The following is an 18,223-nucleotide window of genomic DNA, read 5'->3' as shown; positions in this document are numbered from 1 at the left end:
TGTCGACGTGCGGTACTTTTCTGCCATGCGTACCGTCGGCGTCGTCCTGTGCGACGGCATCCGCCCCTTCGACTACGGCGTGATCACCGAGGTGTGGGGCGTCTCCCGGCCCGCCTGCCCGGGCTTCGAGCTGTGGCGCTGCGGCGAGGCCCCCATCGCCCTCCAGCACGGCGTGACCATCACCCCGGACCGGCCCCTGAGCGCGCTCACCGAATGCGACCTCGTCGTCGTGCCCGGCCGCGTCGACGCCCTCGCCCCGGTGTCCGACGCGGTCCTCGACGCGCTGCGCGCCGCCCACGAGGAGGGGGTGCCGATCGCGTCGCTGTGCGCCGGGGCGTTCGTGCTCGGCGCGGCCGGCCTGCTCGACGGCCGCCGCGCGGTCACCCACTGGGCGCTGACCGACGCGCTCGCCGAGCGGTACCCCGCGGCCCGCGTGCAGCCCGACGTACTGTTCGCCGAGGACGGCGGCATCTGGACCTCGGCGGGCACCGCCGCCGGCATCGACCTGTGCCTCCACCTCGTACGCCAGGCGTGCGGCGCCGCCGTCGCGAACTCCATCGCCCGGCGCATGGTCACCGCCGCGCACCGGGAGGGCGGCCAGGCACAGTTCGTCGAGCACCCGGTCCCCGTCGCGGCCACCGCCCAGTCCGCCGTCGCCGACACCCTCGAATGGGCCCGCCACCACCTGGCCGAGCCGCTGTCCGTCGCCGACCTGGCGCGGCGGTCCGGCACCGCCCCCCGGACGTTCGCCCGCCACTTCACGCAGCTGACCGGCACGACCCCCGCGCACTGGCTCATCCGGCAGCGGGTCGCCGAGGCGCAGCGACTGCTGGAGACCACCGACCTGGCGGTGGAGCAGGTGGCGTCGCGGACCGGATTCGGCACCGCCACCATGCTCCGCCGCCACTTCGCGCGCGTCGTCGGCGTCCCGCCCACGAGCTACCGCCGGACGTTCGCCGGCTCGTCGCCGAACCCGTAGTCCTTCAGCGTCAGGCCGTTGACGACCTCGTTGAGGCGCTCGAGACCCTCCTCGTACCCCTGGATCTCCGCCTCCGCGTCGTTCGCCTTCTCCATGCGCTCCCGGTGGACCAGCGCGAGGGCCTGGTTCTTCTCGACGAAGTCGCGCAGCTCCCCCTCGTACGCCGCGAACGCGGCCCGGTGGTCTCCGCCGGCCGCCACGAGTTCGCCCGCCAGGACGTACGCGCCGATGAGGGCCATGCTCGTGCCCTGCCCGGTCAGCGGCGACCCGCAGTAGCCCGCGTCGCCGAGCAGCACGACGCGCCCGCGCGACCAGTGGTCCATGCGGACCTGGGACATGGAGTCGAAGTGGAAGTCGGGCGCGTCCCACATGTACTTCAGCGCCGTCGGGAACACCCAGACGTCGCCGACGCGCTCGGCCAGGAGCCGCTTCTGCGCCTCGACGTCCCGGAAGTCGTAGTCGATCGGCTCGGCCGTCTCGAAACCGACGTAGACCCGGACCTCCGCGTTGCCCCGCGCGCTCATGATGCCGCCGCCGACGCTGTCCGCCATGCAGAACGTCTGCCAGCGGTCGAGGTTCAGGAAGTTCGGCGCGGTGTACACCGCGACGTACGTCCCGAGGTGGCGGAGGAAGTCCGACTCCGGGCCGAACACCAGCCGGCGCACGTTCGAGTGCAGCCCGTCGGCGCCGACGACCAGGTCGTACGAGTGCGTAAAGCCGCTCTCGAACGTGACGTGCACCGCGTCCTCGTCCTGGGCGACCGCGGCGATCGAGTCGTCGAACCGGTACTCCACCCGGTCCCTCACCGCCTCCCGCAGCAGCATGATGAGGTCGTCGCGCATGATCTCGATGTCCGGGCTGTCGAGGTCTCCGCCGCTGAAGGTGCGCTCGGTGCTGGAGTAGATCTCGTTCCCCGCCGCGTCGACCGCCGACGAGCCGCGCATGTCGGTCCTGAGCTCGCGCAGGCCGGGCAGGATGCCCATCCGCTCGGCGACGGTGAGCGCCGGACCGCGTACGTCGATCGCCTGCCCGCCGGGCCGGGGCTGAGGCGACCGCTCGACCACCGTCACGTCGCAGCCGGCGCGGTCCAGCCAGTACGCCTGCGCCAGTCCGGCGATGCCGGCGCCGGAGATGAGAACGCTCGTGTTCCGCATGAGGTACCCCCTGTGGGCCGATTCGGATCGGCGCGGTGTCCCCCGCGCCGATCCAAATGTCGCCCATGCCGCGCACCGTCGGCTGACAGCGCGCTGGCGGCAGCCGCCGTGCCGCCGTCAGTGATCGCTCAGCGGCGTGTCAGACGTCAGACCGGATCGTCGTGCGGTCGTTCTTACGGGTCAGACGGGACCGTGCACCCGCTGCGGACCGGAGTCGTCGTCCTGTCGTTCTTACGGGTCAGACGGGGCTGTGCACCCGCTGTGGACCGGAGTCGTCGTCCTGTCGCTCCCAGCCCGGATCCCACGCGACCCCCGCGCGGACGGCCGCCGGCCCGCCGTCGACCGGGACGGCGAACACGACCTCCACGGGCCGGCCGTCCACCTCGGCCGGGTACGCGAGGTAGCGGTGGCACAGCTCGCGCCACACGTCGGTGGGCTCCGCCGAGGTCAGGGACGCCGCGTGCTCCCGCCATGCGGCGCTCGGCCGCAACGCGGCGTAGGTCGCGTCAAGGGGGACGTCGCGGAGTTCGCAGGGGACCGGATGGCGGATCCGCTCGACGGCGGCCACCACCTCAGGGGACAGGGCCAGGAACACGGCGAAGCTCACGGCGAGCAACGCCAGGGACGGGCCCCCGGCCGAGCCGAGGACCTCCGCGCCGGTCCGCGGGACGCCGGTCGACACGACGGCCGCCGCCGTCAGCACCGCCGCCCGGATCACGCCGAGGCGCCCCACGGGCGTCGTGCCGAGACGGCCGAAACAGCCGCACGCCTCCTCGGATCCGCGCCGGACCAGGTCGGCCACCACCGCCGTCGCGGTCGCGAAGAACACGACACCCGCCAACCGGACCACGAGCAGCGGCGTCGTCAACAGCAGTGTCCCGAGCACTACCTCGGCGGCCGCCACGGTCAGCGTGAAGGCCTCACCCCGGTTCCGCCCCATGACCGGGAGCCGGCCGTCCCCGCGAGGGAACGCCTTCGCGGCACCGGCGACCAGGAGGACGACGGCCAGGAACGGGATCTGCACCTCGCGGAAGAGCTCGATCATGGGCGGTCCACTCGTACCGTGACGTTGAAACAGCCGGCGTCCAGGTCACCGCCCAGATCGACGAACGCGCTCCTGGACAGTTCGACGACCCGGCCGCGCGGGGAGGTGCCGCACCGCACGCAGCGGTCGCAGAAGCGCGCGGCCAGACAGCCGCACTCGATGATCGGCACGCGGGCCTCCCGGCCCGTGCACTCGTTGCGGACCCACAGCTCGCTGCCCAGCGAGAGGTACGGCAGCCGGACGCCCGGACCGGTGCCACAACCGCCGCCCTGGCCGTGCGGGTCGAGGGCCGCGTACGCCGCACCGTATGCGCCGCCGGGATTCTCGTACCAGGTGGCCGTGCCGCGCAGGACCCGCGGAGTCGTCCGGCGTGGCGGCGGGGCGACCGCGTGCGGGGCCGGCTGGGGCGACGAGCGCAGCGGCCGGAGCCCGAGGATCTCCCGGCCCCGCCGGATGCCGATCACGTCGAACAGCGCCCCCGGCTCGAGCTGCGGATGGCGCACCTGCACCCGGCGCAGGGCGTCGTCCGGAATCGTTACGGTCAGCTGCCCGCGGTGCGGTCCGGCGTCCACGTCGAGGCGATTCCCGACCCGCCCGGTGATGACACCGGTGACCCGTGCGACGTCGACCCAGATGCGCTCCGCGGCCAGGCCGCCCGCCTCCGTTGGACGCACCACCGCGCGCCGTCCAGGGCGCAGCGCCGCGAGCTCGGCCTTGCCGTCATACCAGATCGAGACCGTGGCCGACATCGGCAGCCGTACTTCGGAGCCGTCGGGCCTGGTCAGCACGAGGATGTGCGGGCTGGCGTCCACGATCACGCCCTCGATGGCACGCGGGGGCCAGGAATCGTCGTCGAGACGGTCCAACGGATCACTGAGCACCGCCTGCCGGAGCCGGCGTCGGCGGTGCATTAAATCGTGGGATGGCAGCATAGGGGAAGCTCCGAACATCGATGAAACGCTCATGGCCGTCGCGACGGGAAGTCGCACGTCAAGACTTACCCCGCGCGTTCCTTCTGTCGACTCCTTTGTCCAAATCGGCCAAAGATGCCGAGAGGTATACGTGATGTTTTTTCGCGATTACTGTGCGCGTGGTTGGCCGAAACATGAGGTACGAGTTGATCCGTAATTACGATCTTCGTGCGATCGTCGGCATGGTGTCGATAAGAACGCACCGATCTGCCAGGCGGTGAAGTGGGCGCAGCATCGCACGATGAGTTCCGCGACTTCGTCGCGGCACGGCGACCCACGCTCCTGCGCGCCGCCCTCCTCCTCACCGCCGACCGTACGGAGGCGGAGGACCTGCTGCAGGCCGCCCTGGCCAAGACCTACCTCGCCTGGGACCGGATCAAGGACCGCACTGCCCTCGACGGCTACGTACGCCGGGCCATGGTGAACATCAACATCTCCTGGTGGCGACGGCGCCGGCTCGAGGAGTACCCGACGGACGAGATGCCCGACACGCCCGTCGCCGACCACACCGACCGCAGCGAACTGCGCGACGCCCTCGAACGCCTGCTGGACCGCCTGCCCGCCCGCCAGCGCACGTACATCAGGATGCGCTACTTCGACGACCTCACCGAGGCCGAGATCGCCGACGCGCTCGGCGTCAGCGTCGGGACGGTCAAGAGCACCGTCTCACGGGCCATGGCCAAGCTCCGCGAGGACGCCGACGAGGAGTTCGCCTCCCTCGACTGACAGGGCCGTACGTGAGGCGGTGTTCGCCGTACTCGACGGGCCTGGGGTGCTGACAACGGCGCACGTAGGGGACCAGAATCCGGTTCACACCCTCGAACGCGGGAGGCGCCGTGTGGAGCACGATGCAGGACTATCCGCTGACCATCTCCTCGATCATGCGATACGGCACCCAGGTGTTCGGCGACGCGGAGGTCGCGACCTTCACCGGTGACGGCGTGCGGCACACCTCGTACGCCGAACTCGGCCGTCGCGCCGCCCGCCTGGCGAACGCCCTGCGTCGCCTCGGCGTCCACGGCGACCAGCGGGTCGCCACCTTCCAGTGGAACAACACCGAACACCTCGAGGCGTACCTCGCCGTCCCGTCGATGGGCGCGGTCCTGCACACGCTCAACATCCGGCTCGCCGCCGACCAGGTCGTCTACATCGCCGACCACGCCGAGGACGACGTCGTCATCGTGGACGGCACGCTCGTCCCCCTCCTCGCCCCGATACTGCCGCGGATGAAGACCGTCCGGCACGTGATCGTCGTCGGCGAGGCCGACCCGACGCCGCTGGAGGCCGCCGGCAAGGAACTCCACTCGTACGAGGCGCTGCTCGCCGCCGAACCCGACACGTTCGACTGGCCGGAGATCGACGAACGCCAGGCCGCCGCCATGTGCTACACCAGCGGCACCACCGGCAACCCCAAAGGCGTCGTCTACTCCCACCGCACCGCCTTCCTCCACTCGATGGCGGCGTGCACCGGCAACGCCTTCGCGCTGTCCAGCACGGACCGGGTCCTCCCCGTCGTACCGATGTTCCACGCCAACGCCTGGGGCCTCCCGTACGCCGCCCTCATGGCCGGCGCGTCGCTCGTCATGCCCGACCGGTTCCTGCAGCCCGAGCCCCTCGTCCGCCTCATCGAGGACGAGCGCCCGACGGTCTCCGGAGCGGTGCCGACGATCTGGAACGAGGTCCTCCGCCACGCCCGGGAGACCGACGCCGACCTCAGTTCCCTCCGCCTCGTACCGTGCGGCGGTTCGGCCGTCCCCGAGTCGATGATGCGGGCGTTCGAGGACCTCGGCGTTCGGATCGTGCAGGCGTGGGGGATGACCGAGACCTCGCCGCTCGCCTCGGTGGCACACCCGCCGCCCGCCTCCCCCGACCCCTGGCGCTACCGCACCACCCAGGGCCGCATCATCAGCGGCCTCGAGGTCCGCGTCGTCGGCGACGGCGACACGGTCCTGCCCTCCGACGGCACCTCCGTCGGCGAGATCGAGATCCGCGGCGCCTGGATCACCGGTTCGTACTACAAGGACGAGGACCCCGCGAAGTTCCACGACGGCTGGCTTCGCACCGGCGACGTCGGCACCATCTCCCCCGACGGCTACCTCGTCCTCACCGACCGCGCCAAGGACGTCATAAAGTCCGGCGGCGAGTGGATATCGTCGGTGGAGCTGGAGAACCACCTCATGGGCCACCCCGACGTCATCGAGGCCGCCGTCATCGGCGTCCCGGACCCCAAGTGGCAAGAACGCCCGCTCGCCTCGGTCGTCCTCCGAGAAGGCGCCGCCGCCTCCGCCGGCGACCTCCGCGCGTTCCTCGCCGAACGCGTGCCGAAGTGGCAGCTCCCCGAGCGCTGGTCCTTCATCGCCGCCGTCCCGAAGACCTCGGTCGGCAAGTTCTCCAAACGCACCCTCCGCCAGATGTACGCCGAGGGCGCCTTGGAGGTGATCGAGGCCGAGTAGGCCGGTGGGCCAGGCCCGCTGTCCCTGCCGCCGCTGTTGCCGTCCCGGACCGGCCAAAACGTACAGTCTGCCGTCAACGCCGACGGCAAACCGGCAACACCGGCGGCAGGGTGACAACGGCGACGTCGGGGGCCGGCTCGGTCCGCCGGGCGGCTGCTCGGACGGGCGGAGCCAATCGCTTTGCCGGTAGGGCCTGATGCCCGGTACTCTGTGTGCGGCCTGGTGGCCACCGAGGAGGCTTCGCCTAGTCCGGTCTATGGCGCCGCACTGCTAATGCGGTTTGGGTTTACCGCCCATCCGGGGTTCAAATCCCCGAGCCTCCGCCCCATGATCAGGGCCTTCCCCAGTCGATGACGGGGAAGGCCCTTGATCGTCTCTGGCGTCCGAACGGCTCCAGTTGCAGTTCCAGTTGCTATTCCTCGCCCCATAGAGCGGCGGCCAGCCGGTTGCCCGTGTCCTGGACCTGGGCGGCGGCCACGTGGGTGTAGCGCGCCGTCGTGGTGACGCGTGCGTGGCCCAGGATCTCTTAGACGACGCGGACGTGGACGCCTTGCTCGATTGACCAGCGGAGGCCGAGCGCCTTGCCCTGGCGGATGCCGAGGACGAGGGCGACGGACCAGCGTGCGGCGTTGCGATGTCCCTTGGCGGCATCGAGGATGCGGCGCACTTCCTCACGCGTTAACGGTTCGATCTCGTGTTCGTCGGCCACGGGCGCGTCGATGAGCTGTGCCACGTTGTGGCCGACCTTGTCACGTCGGAAGCCATCACATTCCCTGGTCAGGGGGGTTGCGACGCCCCCTCGGATCCGCCACGCACCGATGGGGCCTTTGTCGTGAGCAGACCCGGTGACCCGGGCGGACTCCTTCCGCGTCAGCACGATGACACCAACGAGGGGCTCCTCATTGGCGAGTACGGCCGCGGCCTGCCCTACGATCTGATGACCTTCGAGGAGCGCGACCAGGTCGACGCCGAGCGCACCGACGCGATCCGAGACCGTGTCCAGCCTGCCCACGCGGCCCGGTACCCGACGCTAAGGAGCCCCCCAACCGTGAAGATCATCGACCGCGTCAAGACGTACATCCGAGAGAAAAAGGGAAGCGACCCTCGCTCGACCGGCAACCCGCTCGACGGAGCGGCCGACCCCGCCCCGGCACAGCGCGACCGCGCAACGCACGAGCAGAACCGCGATGACAAGAGGATCGCGGTGTCCACGGCCGACGAGACGCCGGTGCCCGAACCGGCCGCCGAGCCGGCCGCCGAGCCGGTCACGGAACCGGCGACCGAACCGGCCGCCGAGCCGGTCACGGAACCGGCGACGGAACCGGTCACCGAGCTGATCACGGAACCAGCCGCCGAGCCGGCCACGGCGCCCGCCGCGTGCCCGCGCTGCGGCGCGACCGGCGAGGCGCCCTGCACGACCCCGTCCGGCAAAGCCACGAAGACCCACAAGGGGCGCGAGCAATGAGCAGCGGTGCTGCAGACTCCCGGACGGATCCGCGGGTCGACGCTGTGCGTGTGGCGCACTCGTCGAACACACAGGTCGACCGCGTCCGGGTCCGCGGCCGTCTGGAAGGGAATGAGTAGGCCCAGGCGATCTCTGCCAGACACGTTGGTGGTCCCAGAACTGGTCTCATTTGTGGCTGAGATCAAATAACAGTCGTTGTTGTACGCCAAGGTCCGCCGACGTTTCGAGATACGCCTGCTCACCTGTGCAGACGCAGACGTCGACGGACCTTGGCGATGAACGGCGGAAGGTCGTTGGACTAACTGCTTATGCGGTTTGGGTTTACCGCCCATCCGGGGTTCATTCAAATCCCCGAGCCTCCGCTCCATGATCAAAGGCCTTCCCCAGTCGATGACGGGGGAAGGCCCTTGATCGTCTCCGTGGCACCGAGGGCCCGGAGCGGGGATGCTCCGGGCCCTCAGCGGGAGTGACCGCGTCACGGGAAGAGCCGACCTCGTACGGTCGTCAGGTCCGGCCGGTCACTCAGGGGCAGATCTTCCTCGACTTCGAGCCTGCGTGCTCTGGTTCTCCCACGCTTCCGACCGCCTGTTCGGACTGCGATCCCACGGCACCGTCCCCGTACATGACGGGGCATCAAAGTTCGGTCGACCGACTTCTGGTGAATGATGCCATACGGTGACGTATGGTGGCGTCCTGGTGACCGGGAGGCCTAGGAAGGCCCAGGGTGACGGACTGCTGGGGGGAATGGTTAACCTGCTCCGCATGATCGATGCTGACCAGCCGCTCCCTTATCGACTCCTCACCGGACCGGATGACGCAGAGTTCTGCAAGAGGGTCAGCGAGGCCCTCGCGCAAGGCTACGAACTCCATGGTTCGCCTGCTGTGACCTTCGACGGGCAGCGGGTGATCGCCGCTCAGGCATTGGTCTTCCGGCCAGGCCGGAACACGCGCGATTCCCTGGATGGCGCCGGCTGAGACGGAGCCGGCCAGGCTCACCCCCCAGGGCGGCGTCCGTCCGGCGTGACGCCGCCGCGTATCACCGACGCGTCATTTGAGATACCAGCCCTGGTAGGCGGTGGCGGGCCCTGCGAACATGCGCGAGCGCCCGGCGGGCCTGCCTCCGGGCGCTCGGCGGTGTCTCGATGTGATCAGTGGCAGTAACGGTCCAGAGCATGCACGATGCGGTCTGCCCGCACGCGCGCCGTTCCCTGCCAGTGCACCCGTTCGGCGACGATGCGTCGCCGCACTGTCCGCCAGTTCGTCGACTTGGTGGGCTTCCTGACCGCGGAGAGCCACTTCTTGCCCTCAATGGTCCACTGCTGACATTTGGTCGTCTGAGTGGAGACGGTCTCCTTCGCGACCGCGGCGTTCGCAGGGGAGAACGTCGCGGTGCTCAGTGCGGCGGCCAGCAGCAGGCCACCCACGACCGTCGCCCTTCGTCTCGACATCGGCTTCCATTCCGTCGTATCGCTGATGATCTTCGAAGGCTAGGAGCCGGAAGGGGCGACTCGCAAGATCACGTGTGAGAGCGCCCGGAGGGGCCTCCTCCGGGCGCTCGGCCGCTGGGGGGTCGTCAGGAGAAGAGCTGGCCGCGTACGGCGCCGCCGGGGAACTCGGCGCTGTGCAGGTTGGCGTAGAACGCGGACGGGTTGGCGCGGATCTCGCCGACCACGGCCGGGTCGATCCCGGTGGCGGTGCCGGAGATCGCGAATACGGCGCTGGGAACAGGCGTGGTGAACAGCGGGACGACGACCGGGCCGTTGACGCCGAACGCGCCCTTGTGGATGTGGCCGAGGGTCGGGTTGACCCCGAGCCAGGCGAAGGAGTAGCCGACCCGGTTTCCCTGCGGCCGGATGAACGCGACGGCGCGCCCGTCGGGGTCGCCGACCTTCGGGCCGCCCGCGACCGGCACCTCCTGGTCGCCTGCGAGGAAGGCGCGTGCTCCGCCGCCCTTGAGCAGGGACAGCAGGTCGGCCGAGCGGTTCAGGGGAGTGAGCTGGCCGCGTACGGCGCCGCCTGGGAACTCCTTGCTGTGCAGGTTCAGGTAGAAGCCCGACGGGTTGGTACGGAGGCCGTCCGCGACGGCCGGGTCGGTGACGGTGACGGCACCGGCGGCGGCGTCTGCGGTGTCCGGCATCGGGCTCGTGAACAGCGGCACCTTCACATCGCCGTTCGTTCCGGCGACGCCCTGATGGATGTGGCCGAGCGTCGGGGCGCCGATGTTCTTCCAGCTGAAGGCGAAGGTGATCCGGTCGCCCTGGACCCGTACGACGCCGGTCGCGCTGCCGTCCGGGTCGCCGACGGCCGGCTTTCCGGCCACCGGGACCTCATTGCGCCCGGACAGCCGGGCGGCCAGGAACACCGGCTTCTGACGGGCCCGCGCGATCGCGGCGTTCAGGTCGGGTTGAGAGTCCGGGGCGCTGCTCGCTGTGCTCGGCATGTTCATGCCCGGCATCCCGGGCATGGACGGCCCGGGTGTCTGGGCGGACGGCGAACCGTACGCGGCGGGGTTTCCGGAGTCGGCCCGGGCGGCGGTGGTGCCGAGCGCGCCGAGGGCGAGTGCCATGGCCGGGACGGTGACGGTACGAATGCGCATTTTTCCACTCTCCGTTTCGCTGATTCGCCCGGGAGTACGTCGGCCATCGGCCGCCCGGTTCAACGAGGAACAATTTTTTTCGCATTGAACCCTCCCCGGCTCCGCGTGCGTACCGCATGCCGACACGCAGATCTCGGCTACGTCAGGGAGCAGTTCTCATGCGCGCACGATTCGCCGTCCTCGGTACCGCACTCGTCCTCGGTCTCGCCGCGTGCGGCGGCGGTGGAACCGAAGCCCCGCACCACTCCGCTGCCTCGGGTGATTCGGCGGCGAGCGTCAAGGTAAGCCAGTCCAGTCTCGGCCCGATTCTGACCGACCGGAAAGGGCGGACCCTCTACGCGTTTGCCAGAGACAAGAACGGCGGCAGTAGCTGCACCGCGGACTGCGTCGCCACCTGGCCGGCGCTGACGAGCCGGAGCGCGGTGACCGCCGTGAGCGGCGCGAACAGCGCACTTCTCGGCCAGACCCGCCGCGCGGAGGGCACGACGCAGGCCACGTACGGCGCCTGGCCGCTCTACTACTACGCCGGGGACATGAACGCCGGAGACGTCGACGGGCAGGGCGTGGACGGCGTCTGGTTCGCCGTGGGCGCCAACGGAAAGCTGGTCAAGACCGCGCAATAGCGACGGGGGCGGGGTACAGCTCGTATCGATCGCCGCGAAAGCCGGGTATATCAGCCCGGCTTTTTCGCGTTCTCTGCGATATGGGTGGTTCGGTCAGACCGGTATCCGCAGTAGCGTTCCGCCATTTTCGATCGATACCTCGAAACGGGCGATCTGCGAACGCTGAGCGGAGGTTCCGCCATGCACCTGAAGATGCGCGGGGGCGCCCGGAACGCCATATCCCTTCGGCGGGACCGCCCATTCCGTCACCACGCTCCGCTGTCCGGAGCGCGTCACGGCCACCAGCCGGCAGGTCAGCGGTCCCCGGACGCCGGCCAGGTCCAGCGCCACCTGCGTACCCCACGGCCGGCCGTCGGTCGCCACCGTCCCGCTCGCGTGGGTGACCGGGTCGGTCGCGGAGTGGCGTTCGCCGCCGGCCAGCAGGTCCGCCGCCGGACTGCCGTGATGGTGCGCCGGTGCCGCCGGATTCGTGAGGGCCACACCGATCGTGACACCGCCCGCGACGATGACCGCTCCCGCGGCCACCCCGATGAGGAGAGTGCCGCGCCCGCGGTGGCGCGCGGCCTGGCGCCGACGGCTCAGCAGGTCGGCGACGCCCTCCGGTGACGCATCGGGCGCGCCGTCGACCGGGGCGATCCCCGTGAGCAGGGTTCGCATGCCGCCGAGGCTCTCGACCTCCGAACCACAGGACGCGCACCCGGCGAGATGCTCCTCGAACGCGCGGCGATCGTCCTCCTCGAGGAGGCCGAGCACGTACGCGCCGACGTCGGTGTGCTCGACGCTCATCTGGCCACCCCCGTCTATGCGGCACGACACCCGGAGCACGTCATCGACCCTGCCCCTCACCGTATCCGTGGATGGGCCGGACACCCAGTGCCGGTCACGGACGAAGGACGCCCAGCACTTGTCACAGGCGGAGGGCGCCCAGCACCTGTCATGGACGAAGGGCGCCCAGCACACGTCACAGGCGGAGGGCGAGCAGCGTCCGCCCGTCCTTCGCGACGACGTCGAAGCGGGCGAGGTCGGTGCGGGCGACGGCGGTGCCCCCATGGACCCGCAGGTGTTCCGGGGCGCCGGGGACGCCGTAGCCTCGCGGCGGAACGGCCCATTCCGTCACCACATGGCGGTCCCCGGTGCGCGTCACCGCCACCAGCCGGCAGGTCAGCGGGCCGCGGACACCGGCCAGGTCCAACGCGACGTTGGTACCCCAGCCCTTGGTCTCCGTGGCGACCGTCCCCCTCACCCCGGTCCCGGCGTCGGCGGCCGAATGGGTCTCGCCCGACGCGAGCAGGTCGGCCGCCATGTTCTGGTGATCCTCAGCGTGAACGGCGGTCCGCCCCTGGCCGGCGGTGGCGGCGCCGACCGTGGCGCCACCCGCGACCAGCGCGATCGCGGCGGCGGCGCCGAGTGCCGCGATTCGCCGGTGGCGGCGCCGCGCGGCCGTCCGGCGATGACACAACATCTCAACCAGGCGGCCCTCCGGTTCACCGCCATCCTCCGTACGGCCGCCATCCTCCGTACGGCCGCCCTCCTCCGTACGGCCGCCCTCCTCCGTGCGGCCGTCGTCCTCCGTGCGGCCGTCGTCCTCCGTGCGGCCGTCGTCCTCCGTGCGGCCGTCGTCCTCCGTGCGGCCGTCGTCGGCCGGCTCGGCCTCGCGCAGCAGCGTGGCCATGCCGCCGAAATCACGCAGCTCCTCCGTGCACAGGGCGCAGGACGCCAGATGGGTGGCGAAGGCGCGCCGGTCGGACTCCTCGAGCAGGCCGAGAGCGTAGGCGGCGACGTCGGTGTGCCGAATGTCGACGGTCATGCCCGCAGCCCCCTCTCCTCCAACGCCAGCTTGAGCGCCCGCAAGGCGTAGTACGTGCGTGACTTGACCGTGCCGACGGGGATGCCGAGGACCTCGGCCGCCTCGTTCACGCTGCGGTCCCGCAGGATGGTCTCGGTGAGGATCTCCCGGTGGGCCGGCGACAGGGCCTTGAGCGCCTCGCTGACGACCACCGATCGCAGCAGCTCCTCCATCCCGTCACCGACCTGCAGCGTCTCCAGCGGTCCCTCCCCCGCCTCACTCGGTCGTGCCGCCCTGCGGCGCCGGTCGTCGATGACGATCCGGCGCGCGACCGTCGCCAGCCACGGCATCAGCGAGTCGCCGTCCACGTCGAGCCGGTCGATCGAGTTCCAGGCGCGGATCATCGTCTCCTGGACCACGTCCTCGGCCCACGAACGGTCGCCGCCGACCAGCCGGAGCACGAAGGACAGCAGCGGGCGGTGGTACTCGCGGTAGAGCTCGGCGATGACGAGGTCGTCGGCCGGTTCGGTGACCGGCCGGGCCCGCCGGGTCCAGGCCCGCAGCCCGCGTGGACGGTCAGAGTCATCGGGGACCGGGTGCGGGGAGGGCGAAATCGGCTGGCGCATCGTCGGATCTCCCCGTCACGGACCGTACGGTCCGGCGGGGCATGGCCCGCGCCCATGCCACGCCAGTGCCCGGACCAGAGGCGGCCGGGACGATCCCGGCCGCCCCGCCCCCGACGGTTCGACCCCTGCCCGGCCGGCCCATGGCCGTACCACTCCTGCCTGTGCGGCCATGGGCCGTCGAGTCATGACGATTCCTGCCTTCCGGGTCCACTGTCGGCAGGAAGTACGCGCGTGACCCTCGGCAGGGTTCAACCGATTCGGGTCGGTCTGAACCTAGGGATCAGGGACGGGTGATCTCGTCGAGAGTGTCGAGGTCACTCGGTTCCGGTGTCCAGTTTCCGGCCTCGACGTTGGTACGGACCTGGTCGGGAGCTGTTGCGCCGGCGATCACGGAGGCGACGGTGGGCTGGGCGGCGAGGCCGCCGATGGCGACCTGGAGCATCGACAGGCCGCGCTGGTCGGCGAAGCCGCGGATCGCCTCGATGGTGTCCCAGTCGGCGTCGGCGTGGACCGAACGCTTGCTGTCGCCGATCCGCGTACCGGCCGGTGGCTGCTCGTCCCGCCGGTACTTCCCAGTGAGCAGGCCGTTCGCGAGTGGGAAGTAGGGCAGGAATCCGACGCCGTACGCCTGGCAGGCCGGGAGGAGCTCGGCCTCGGGGCCGCGGTGCATCAGGTTGTAGTAGTTCTGCGCGCTGATGAACCGCGCACCGCCCCCGGCGCGGGCGGTGTACTCGGCCTCCACGACCTGCCAGCCGGCGAAGTTCGAGGAGCCGATGTAGCGGACCTTGCCTTCGCGGACGAGCTCGTCGAGGGCGGCGAGGGTCTCCTCGATCGGGGTCACGTCGTCCGGTACGTGGTACTGGTAAAGGTCGATGTGGTCGGTGCCGAGCCGCCGCAGCGACGCCTCGACCGCCTTGCGGATGTAGCGGCGGGAGCCGCGCGCGCCGAAGTCGGGGCCGTTGGCGCCGCGCATGTCCATACCGAACTTCGTCGCGACGATCACGTCGTCGCGGCGGCCCGCGAGGCAGCGGCCGAGGATCTCCTCGGACAGGCCGGGTTCACCGCCGTAGATGTCGGCCACGTCGAACAGGGTGATCCCGGCGTCGAGTGCGGCGTCGATGACCTCCTGGCTGCCTTCGACGGTCTGCGTACGGGTTTTGGCCCGGCCTAGGTTGTTACAGCCGAGACCGACGACGGAGACCATGAGACCGGAGTCGCCCAGCGGGCGGTAAGCCATATCGGACATGGCTGTGAGCCTATGTGAGCACTTCGCCGCGGGATGTGGTGGCCGGGTGTCGGGAGCGGAGATCGAGCGGCATCATCGACCCATGGACCAGGAGGACGGGTACCTGTTGGACAACCGGCGAGCCGAGGCCGGGGTCCGGTTCGACGCGCTGGCGGAGCTGTTCGATCCGTGGACGTTCCGCCACTTCGACGACATCGGCGTGGCCCCGGCCTGGAGCTGCTGGGAGGTGGGGGCGGGCGGGCCGTCGGTGCCCCAGTGGCTGGCCCACCGCGTCGGCGAGCGCGGCCGGGTCCTGGCGACCGACATCGACGTCTCGTGGCTGCGGGACGCGCCGGGAGATGGGCCGGGGTGGGTTGATCGGGAAAGGCCGGGAGGTCGGCCGGGGTGGGTTGGTCAAGCAGGAAACGCCCCTGCCGTGGAGATACGTGCGCACGACGTCGCCCGCGACGAGCCGCCCGCGGAGACCTTCGACCTGGTCCACGCCCGCCTGGTCCTCGTCCACCTCCCCGACCGCGACAGGGCACTGCGCTCGATGGTCCGCAGCCTGCGTCCCGGCGGCGTGCTCCTCATCGAGGACGCCGATCCGGCGCTGCAACCGCTCGCCTGCCCCGACGAGCACGACGCCCCTCAGCGACTGGCCAACCGGATCCGGGCGGGCTTCCGCCGACTGCTGGCCGCGCGCGGCGCCGACCTGGGCTACGGGCGCATGCTGCCCCGGCTGCTCCGAACGGCGGGTCTGGAGGATGTACGAGCCGACGCGTACTTCCCGATGACCTCGCCCGCGTGCGGAGTGCTCGAGGCCGCGACCGTCAGGCAGCTTCGCGACCAGCTCATCGCCCACGGCCACGCCACCGCGGCGGAGATCGATGAGCATCTCGCCGCCATCGCCGCCGGTCACGTCGATCTCGCCACCGCGCCGATGATCTCCGCGTGGGGCCGCCGCCCGGAGAGCCCGAGTCCCGGGCCGGTGACTCCTGGATCATCCCGGGTAGGGTCGTCCCGGTGACGACTGCGAACCTGCTCACCGACGCGTTCGGCCGGATCCGGGATGCCGTGCACCGGGCCGTCGACAGTCTCGGCCCCGACGAACTGGCCTTCCGCGTCGACCCCGACGCGAACTCCATCGCCTGGCTGACGTGGCACCTCACCCGTGTCCAGGACGACCACCTGGCGGACGCCGCCGGCACGGCACAGGCGTGGACGTCCAAGGGCTGGGCCGAGCGGTTCGGCCTGCCCTTCGACGTGTCGGACACCGGATACGGCCACGCGCCCGACCAGGTGGCGGCGGTCCGCGTCGAGTCGGCGGAGCTGCTGACGGGCTACCACGACGCCGTGTACCAGCAGACCATCGAGTACGTCGGCTCCCTGAGCGACGACGACCTCACCCGGATCGTCGACCGCTCCTGGGACCCGCCGGTCACCCTGGGCGTACGGCTGGTCAGCGTCATCGCCGACGATCTGCAGCACGCCGGGCAGGCGGCCTTCGTCCGCGGCGCCCTGCTGCGGAGCCGCTGACCGGCGGCCTCCGCAGCGCCCTGCGGAGTCGCTGAGCCCTATCCCGGCTCCCGGAGGCGAGGGAGCGATCGGGTGAGCCCGAACGATGGGAGCACGCTGTTCTCGAAGCGGGTCATGGCGCAGATCCGGTCGCCGGTGAGGGTGAGGACGAACAGGCCGGTCCCGTGGCGGATGCCGGTCGGGTCGCGTAGGTAGGAGCCGAACGCCGGCTGACCGTTGGCTTGTGTCGGAACGAGGTCGAATCTGGAATCCGAGGACGTCGCGCAAGATGAGGACGGCGAGCTGGCGGGGCGGCAGGACCGCACGACATACTCCCGGCGGATGCCTCCGGTACCTCGCGGGGGCTACGAACGACACCAGAATGTTTACATCCATGGGCCGATTCGATACGGAGCTGCGGAACCTAGCGTCGATCCCGTGAAACGCAATCGCCGTATCAGCACTGTCGCGGTGCTGGCGCTCGCCGCCCTCGTCACCGGAACCGGCGCCGGATTCGCCGCCACGACCACACCGTCGGCCACACCGGTGGCCACGCACGCGTTCGACACCGCACCGGCCACGGCCACGGCCACGGCCACCGCGCCCACGCGGTCCTTCCAAGGCACGCTCCCCGCGCCGACCGGCCCCTACGCCGCCGGCGAGGACGTCATCCACCTCACCGACGCGAGCCGTCCCGACCCGTGGGTGCCGTCATCCGGCCCCCGCCAACTGACCGTCACGATGGTCTACCCGGCCGTCCCCGGGACCGGGACTCCGGCCCCTTACATGACCCTCGCCGAGGCAGCCGGAGTCATCCAGCACTCGAAGGTGCCGGCGAGCTCCGGCGTCACCCCACAGAACCTTTCCAGCGTCACCACTCACGCCTTCGACGGCGCGCGGCCGCGGAGCGGCAAGCATCCGCTGGTGGTCCTCTCACCCGCGTACGAGGACCCGCGCATGGTGCTCACCTCGCTCGCGACCGACCTGGCCAGTCACGGCTACGTCGTCGCGCTCGTCGGCCACACCTACGAGGACAGCGGCGAGACGCTGGCGAACGGCCAGACGCCGCCGTGCGCGATCTGCGATGACCCGGCGCTCGACTTCGACTCCGTCGCCGCCAGCCGCGCGCTGGACGTGTCCTTCGTGATCGACCAGTTGACGCATGGCAATACCGCGTGGCGCCTGGCACACCTCATCGACAAGCACAAGATCGGCATGGCCGGACACTCCCTCGGCGGAGCGGCGGCCGCCGCCACGATGATCGCCGACCCGCGAGTACGGGCCGGAGTGAACATGGACGGCACCTTCCACCCGGCCCCGACGCCCGGCCAGATCAACCGGCCGTTCCTCATGCTGGGTGCGGCCGTCAACCACGCGCCCGGCGGCGACGACTACACCGTGTGGGAGCAGGCCTGGGCCGCCCTCGGCGGCTACAAGAAGTGGCTGACGGTCGCCGGCGCCGACCACTTCAGCTTCAGCGACCTGGACCTGCTTCTGGAGGAGGCCGGGTTCCCGACGCCGCCCCTCTCCCCGGAACGCGGGGTGGTGATCACCCGCGAGTACGTGACAGCGTTCTTCGACCAGACGCTGAAGAAGATCCACAGTCCGCTGCTGGACGGCCCCTCGCCGAACAATCCGGAAGTACTCTTCCAGTCCTAGTGTCATGCGCCTGAAATTCGTCGGCTAAGTTCCGGCCGGGCCGGCCACCCTCGATCACCCTTGACCAGGTGGAAGAGGTGGTGGTCGCGACGCTGGAGGAGACCCCCGGCGATGCCACGCACTGGT

Annotated in this window: 19 protein-coding genes and 1 tRNA gene; 10 read left to right on the top strand and 10 right to left on the bottom strand. The window is 70.6% G+C overall.

Annotated features, from left to right (window positions below):
• The first annotated feature begins 25 nt into the window (after positions 1-25).
• On the top strand, positions 26-979 hold the full coding sequence (locus tag AB0I04_RS10355; RefSeq protein ID WP_360881815.1) for a helix-turn-helix domain-containing protein: 954 nt from the start codon (positions 26-28) through the stop codon (positions 977-979).
• Here the strand turns inward: AB0I04_RS10355 and AB0I04_RS10350 are convergent.
• The 3 genes from AB0I04_RS10350 to AB0I04_RS10340 form a co-directional block, all read right to left on the bottom strand.
• Positions 940-2,133, bottom strand: a complete 1,194-nt coding sequence (locus AB0I04_RS10350) for an FAD-dependent monooxygenase (protein WP_360881813.1) — start codon at positions 2,131-2,133, stop codon at positions 940-942. The genes AB0I04_RS10355 and AB0I04_RS10350 overlap by 40 nt on opposite strands.
• A gap of 238 nt (positions 2,134-2,371) precedes the next feature.
• Positions 2,372-3,178, bottom strand: a complete 807-nt coding sequence (locus AB0I04_RS10345) for a MauE/DoxX family redox-associated membrane protein (RefSeq protein ID WP_360881811.1) — start codon at positions 3,176-3,178, stop codon at positions 2,372-2,374.
• Positions 3,175-4,089 carry a hypothetical protein gene (locus AB0I04_RS10340; RefSeq protein WP_360881809.1) on the bottom strand — a complete coding sequence of 305 codons (915 nt, stop codon included), beginning with the start codon at positions 4,087-4,089 and terminating at the stop codon, positions 3,175-3,177. Before AB0I04_RS10340 ends, AB0I04_RS10345 begins: the two co-directional genes overlap by 4 nt.
• A 282-nt stretch (positions 4,090-4,371) precedes the next feature.
• On the opposite strand from AB0I04_RS10340, the gene AB0I04_RS10335 reads away from it, so the two are divergent.
• From AB0I04_RS10335 to AB0I04_RS10325, 3 genes are all read left to right on the top strand, one after another.
• Positions 4,372-4,875, top strand: coding sequence for a SigE family RNA polymerase sigma factor (locus AB0I04_RS10335; RefSeq protein ID WP_360881807.1), 504 nt, complete (start codon positions 4,372-4,374; stop codon positions 4,873-4,875).
• A gap of 110 nt (positions 4,876-4,985) precedes the next feature.
• A complete protein-coding gene (locus tag AB0I04_RS10330) occupies positions 4,986-6,602 on the top strand; it encodes a fatty acid--CoA ligase (protein ID WP_360881805.1) in 1,617 nt (538 codons plus the stop codon).
• A 233-nt stretch (positions 6,603-6,835) separates the two neighbouring features.
• Positions 6,836-6,925 (top strand) — tRNA-Ser (locus tag AB0I04_RS10325).
• A 203-nt stretch (positions 6,926-7,128) separates the two neighbouring features.
• On the opposite strand, the gene AB0I04_RS10320 is transcribed toward AB0I04_RS10325, so the two are convergent.
• On the bottom strand, positions 7,129-7,335 hold the full coding sequence (locus AB0I04_RS10320) for a hypothetical protein (protein ID WP_360881803.1): 207 nt from the start codon (positions 7,333-7,335) through the stop codon (positions 7,129-7,131).
• A 99-nt stretch (positions 7,336-7,434) separates the two neighbouring features.
• Here AB0I04_RS10320 and AB0I04_RS10315 point away from each other — a divergent pair, with 99 nt between their 5' ends.
• Together AB0I04_RS10315 and AB0I04_RS10310 are read left to right on the top strand one after the other, a co-directional pair.
• Complete coding sequence (locus tag AB0I04_RS10315) at positions 7,435-8,067, top strand: hypothetical protein (protein WP_360881801.1); 633 nt, start codon at positions 7,435-7,437, stop codon at positions 8,065-8,067.
• Between the two features lie 762 nt (positions 8,068-8,829).
• The gene (locus AB0I04_RS10310) at positions 8,830-9,042 is read left to right on the top strand and encodes a DUF1737 domain-containing protein (protein ID WP_360881799.1); all 213 of its coding nucleotides are present in this window, start codon (positions 8,830-8,832) and stop codon (positions 9,040-9,042) included.
• Between the two features lie 173 nt (positions 9,043-9,215).
• On the opposite strand, the gene AB0I04_RS10305 is transcribed toward AB0I04_RS10310, so the two are convergent.
• Entirely contained in the window at positions 9,216-9,515 is a 300-nt protein-coding gene (locus AB0I04_RS10305) for a hypothetical protein (protein WP_360881797.1), read from the bottom strand.
• Positions 9,516-9,640: 125 nt separating this feature from the next.
• Complete coding sequence (locus AB0I04_RS10300; protein WP_360881795.1) at positions 9,641-10,663, bottom strand: CHRD domain-containing protein; 1,023 nt, start codon at positions 10,661-10,663, stop codon at positions 9,641-9,643.
• 158 nt (positions 10,664-10,821) lie between these two features.
• On the opposite strand from AB0I04_RS10300, the gene AB0I04_RS10295 reads away from it, so the two are divergent.
• Positions 10,822-11,286 (top strand): hypothetical protein, encoded by a 465-nt coding sequence (locus tag AB0I04_RS10295; protein ID WP_360881793.1) that lies wholly within the window; start codon positions 10,822-10,824, stop codon positions 11,284-11,286.
• 93 nt (positions 11,287-11,379) lie between these two features.
• Here the strand turns inward: AB0I04_RS10295 and AB0I04_RS10290 are convergent, their stop codons facing one another.
• The 4 genes from AB0I04_RS10290 to AB0I04_RS10275 form a co-directional block, all read right to left on the bottom strand.
• A complete protein-coding gene (locus AB0I04_RS10290) occupies positions 11,380-12,072 on the bottom strand; it encodes a zf-HC2 domain-containing protein (protein ID WP_360881791.1) in 693 nt (230 codons plus the stop codon).
• 175 nt (positions 12,073-12,247) lie between these two features.
• On the bottom strand, positions 12,248-13,093 hold the full coding sequence (locus tag AB0I04_RS10285) for a hypothetical protein (protein ID WP_360881789.1): 846 nt from the start codon (positions 13,091-13,093) through the stop codon (positions 12,248-12,250).
• A complete protein-coding gene (locus tag AB0I04_RS10280; protein ID WP_360882397.1) occupies positions 13,090-13,578 on the bottom strand; it encodes a sigma-70 family RNA polymerase sigma factor in 489 nt (162 codons plus the stop codon). Before AB0I04_RS10280 ends, AB0I04_RS10285 begins: the two co-directional genes overlap by 4 nt.
• 400 nt (positions 13,579-13,978) lie before the next feature.
• Entirely contained in the window at positions 13,979-14,944 is a 966-nt protein-coding gene (locus AB0I04_RS10275; protein WP_360881787.1) for an aldo/keto reductase, read from the bottom strand.
• 82 nt (positions 14,945-15,026) lie between these two features.
• On the opposite strand from AB0I04_RS10275, the gene AB0I04_RS10270 reads away from it, so the two are divergent.
• The 3 genes from AB0I04_RS10270 to AB0I04_RS10260 all read left to right on the top strand — a co-directional run bounded on the left by AB0I04_RS10270 (position 15,027) and on the right by AB0I04_RS10260 (position 18,097).
• Entirely contained in the window at positions 15,027-15,950 is a 924-nt protein-coding gene (locus AB0I04_RS10270; RefSeq protein WP_360881785.1) for a methyltransferase domain-containing protein, read from the top strand.
• Complete coding sequence (locus AB0I04_RS10265) at positions 15,947-16,459, top strand: DUF664 domain-containing protein (RefSeq protein WP_360881783.1); 513 nt, start codon at positions 15,947-15,949, stop codon at positions 16,457-16,459. Before AB0I04_RS10270 ends, AB0I04_RS10265 begins: the two co-directional genes overlap by 4 nt.
• Positions 16,460-16,876: 417 nt before the next feature.
• Positions 16,877-18,097, top strand: a complete 1,221-nt coding sequence (locus tag AB0I04_RS10260; protein WP_360881781.1) for an alpha/beta hydrolase — start codon at positions 16,877-16,879, stop codon at positions 18,095-18,097.
• Positions 18,098-18,223 lie beyond the last annotated feature (126 nt).

It is taken from the genome of Actinoallomurus sp. NPDC050550, from assembly GCF_040655075.1.
GTDB lineage: Bacteria > Actinomycetota > Actinomycetes > Streptosporangiales > Streptosporangiaceae > Actinoallomurus.
Note: the sequence above shows the minus strand (reverse complement) of the source record. Positions and strands in the feature narration are given on the sequence as shown.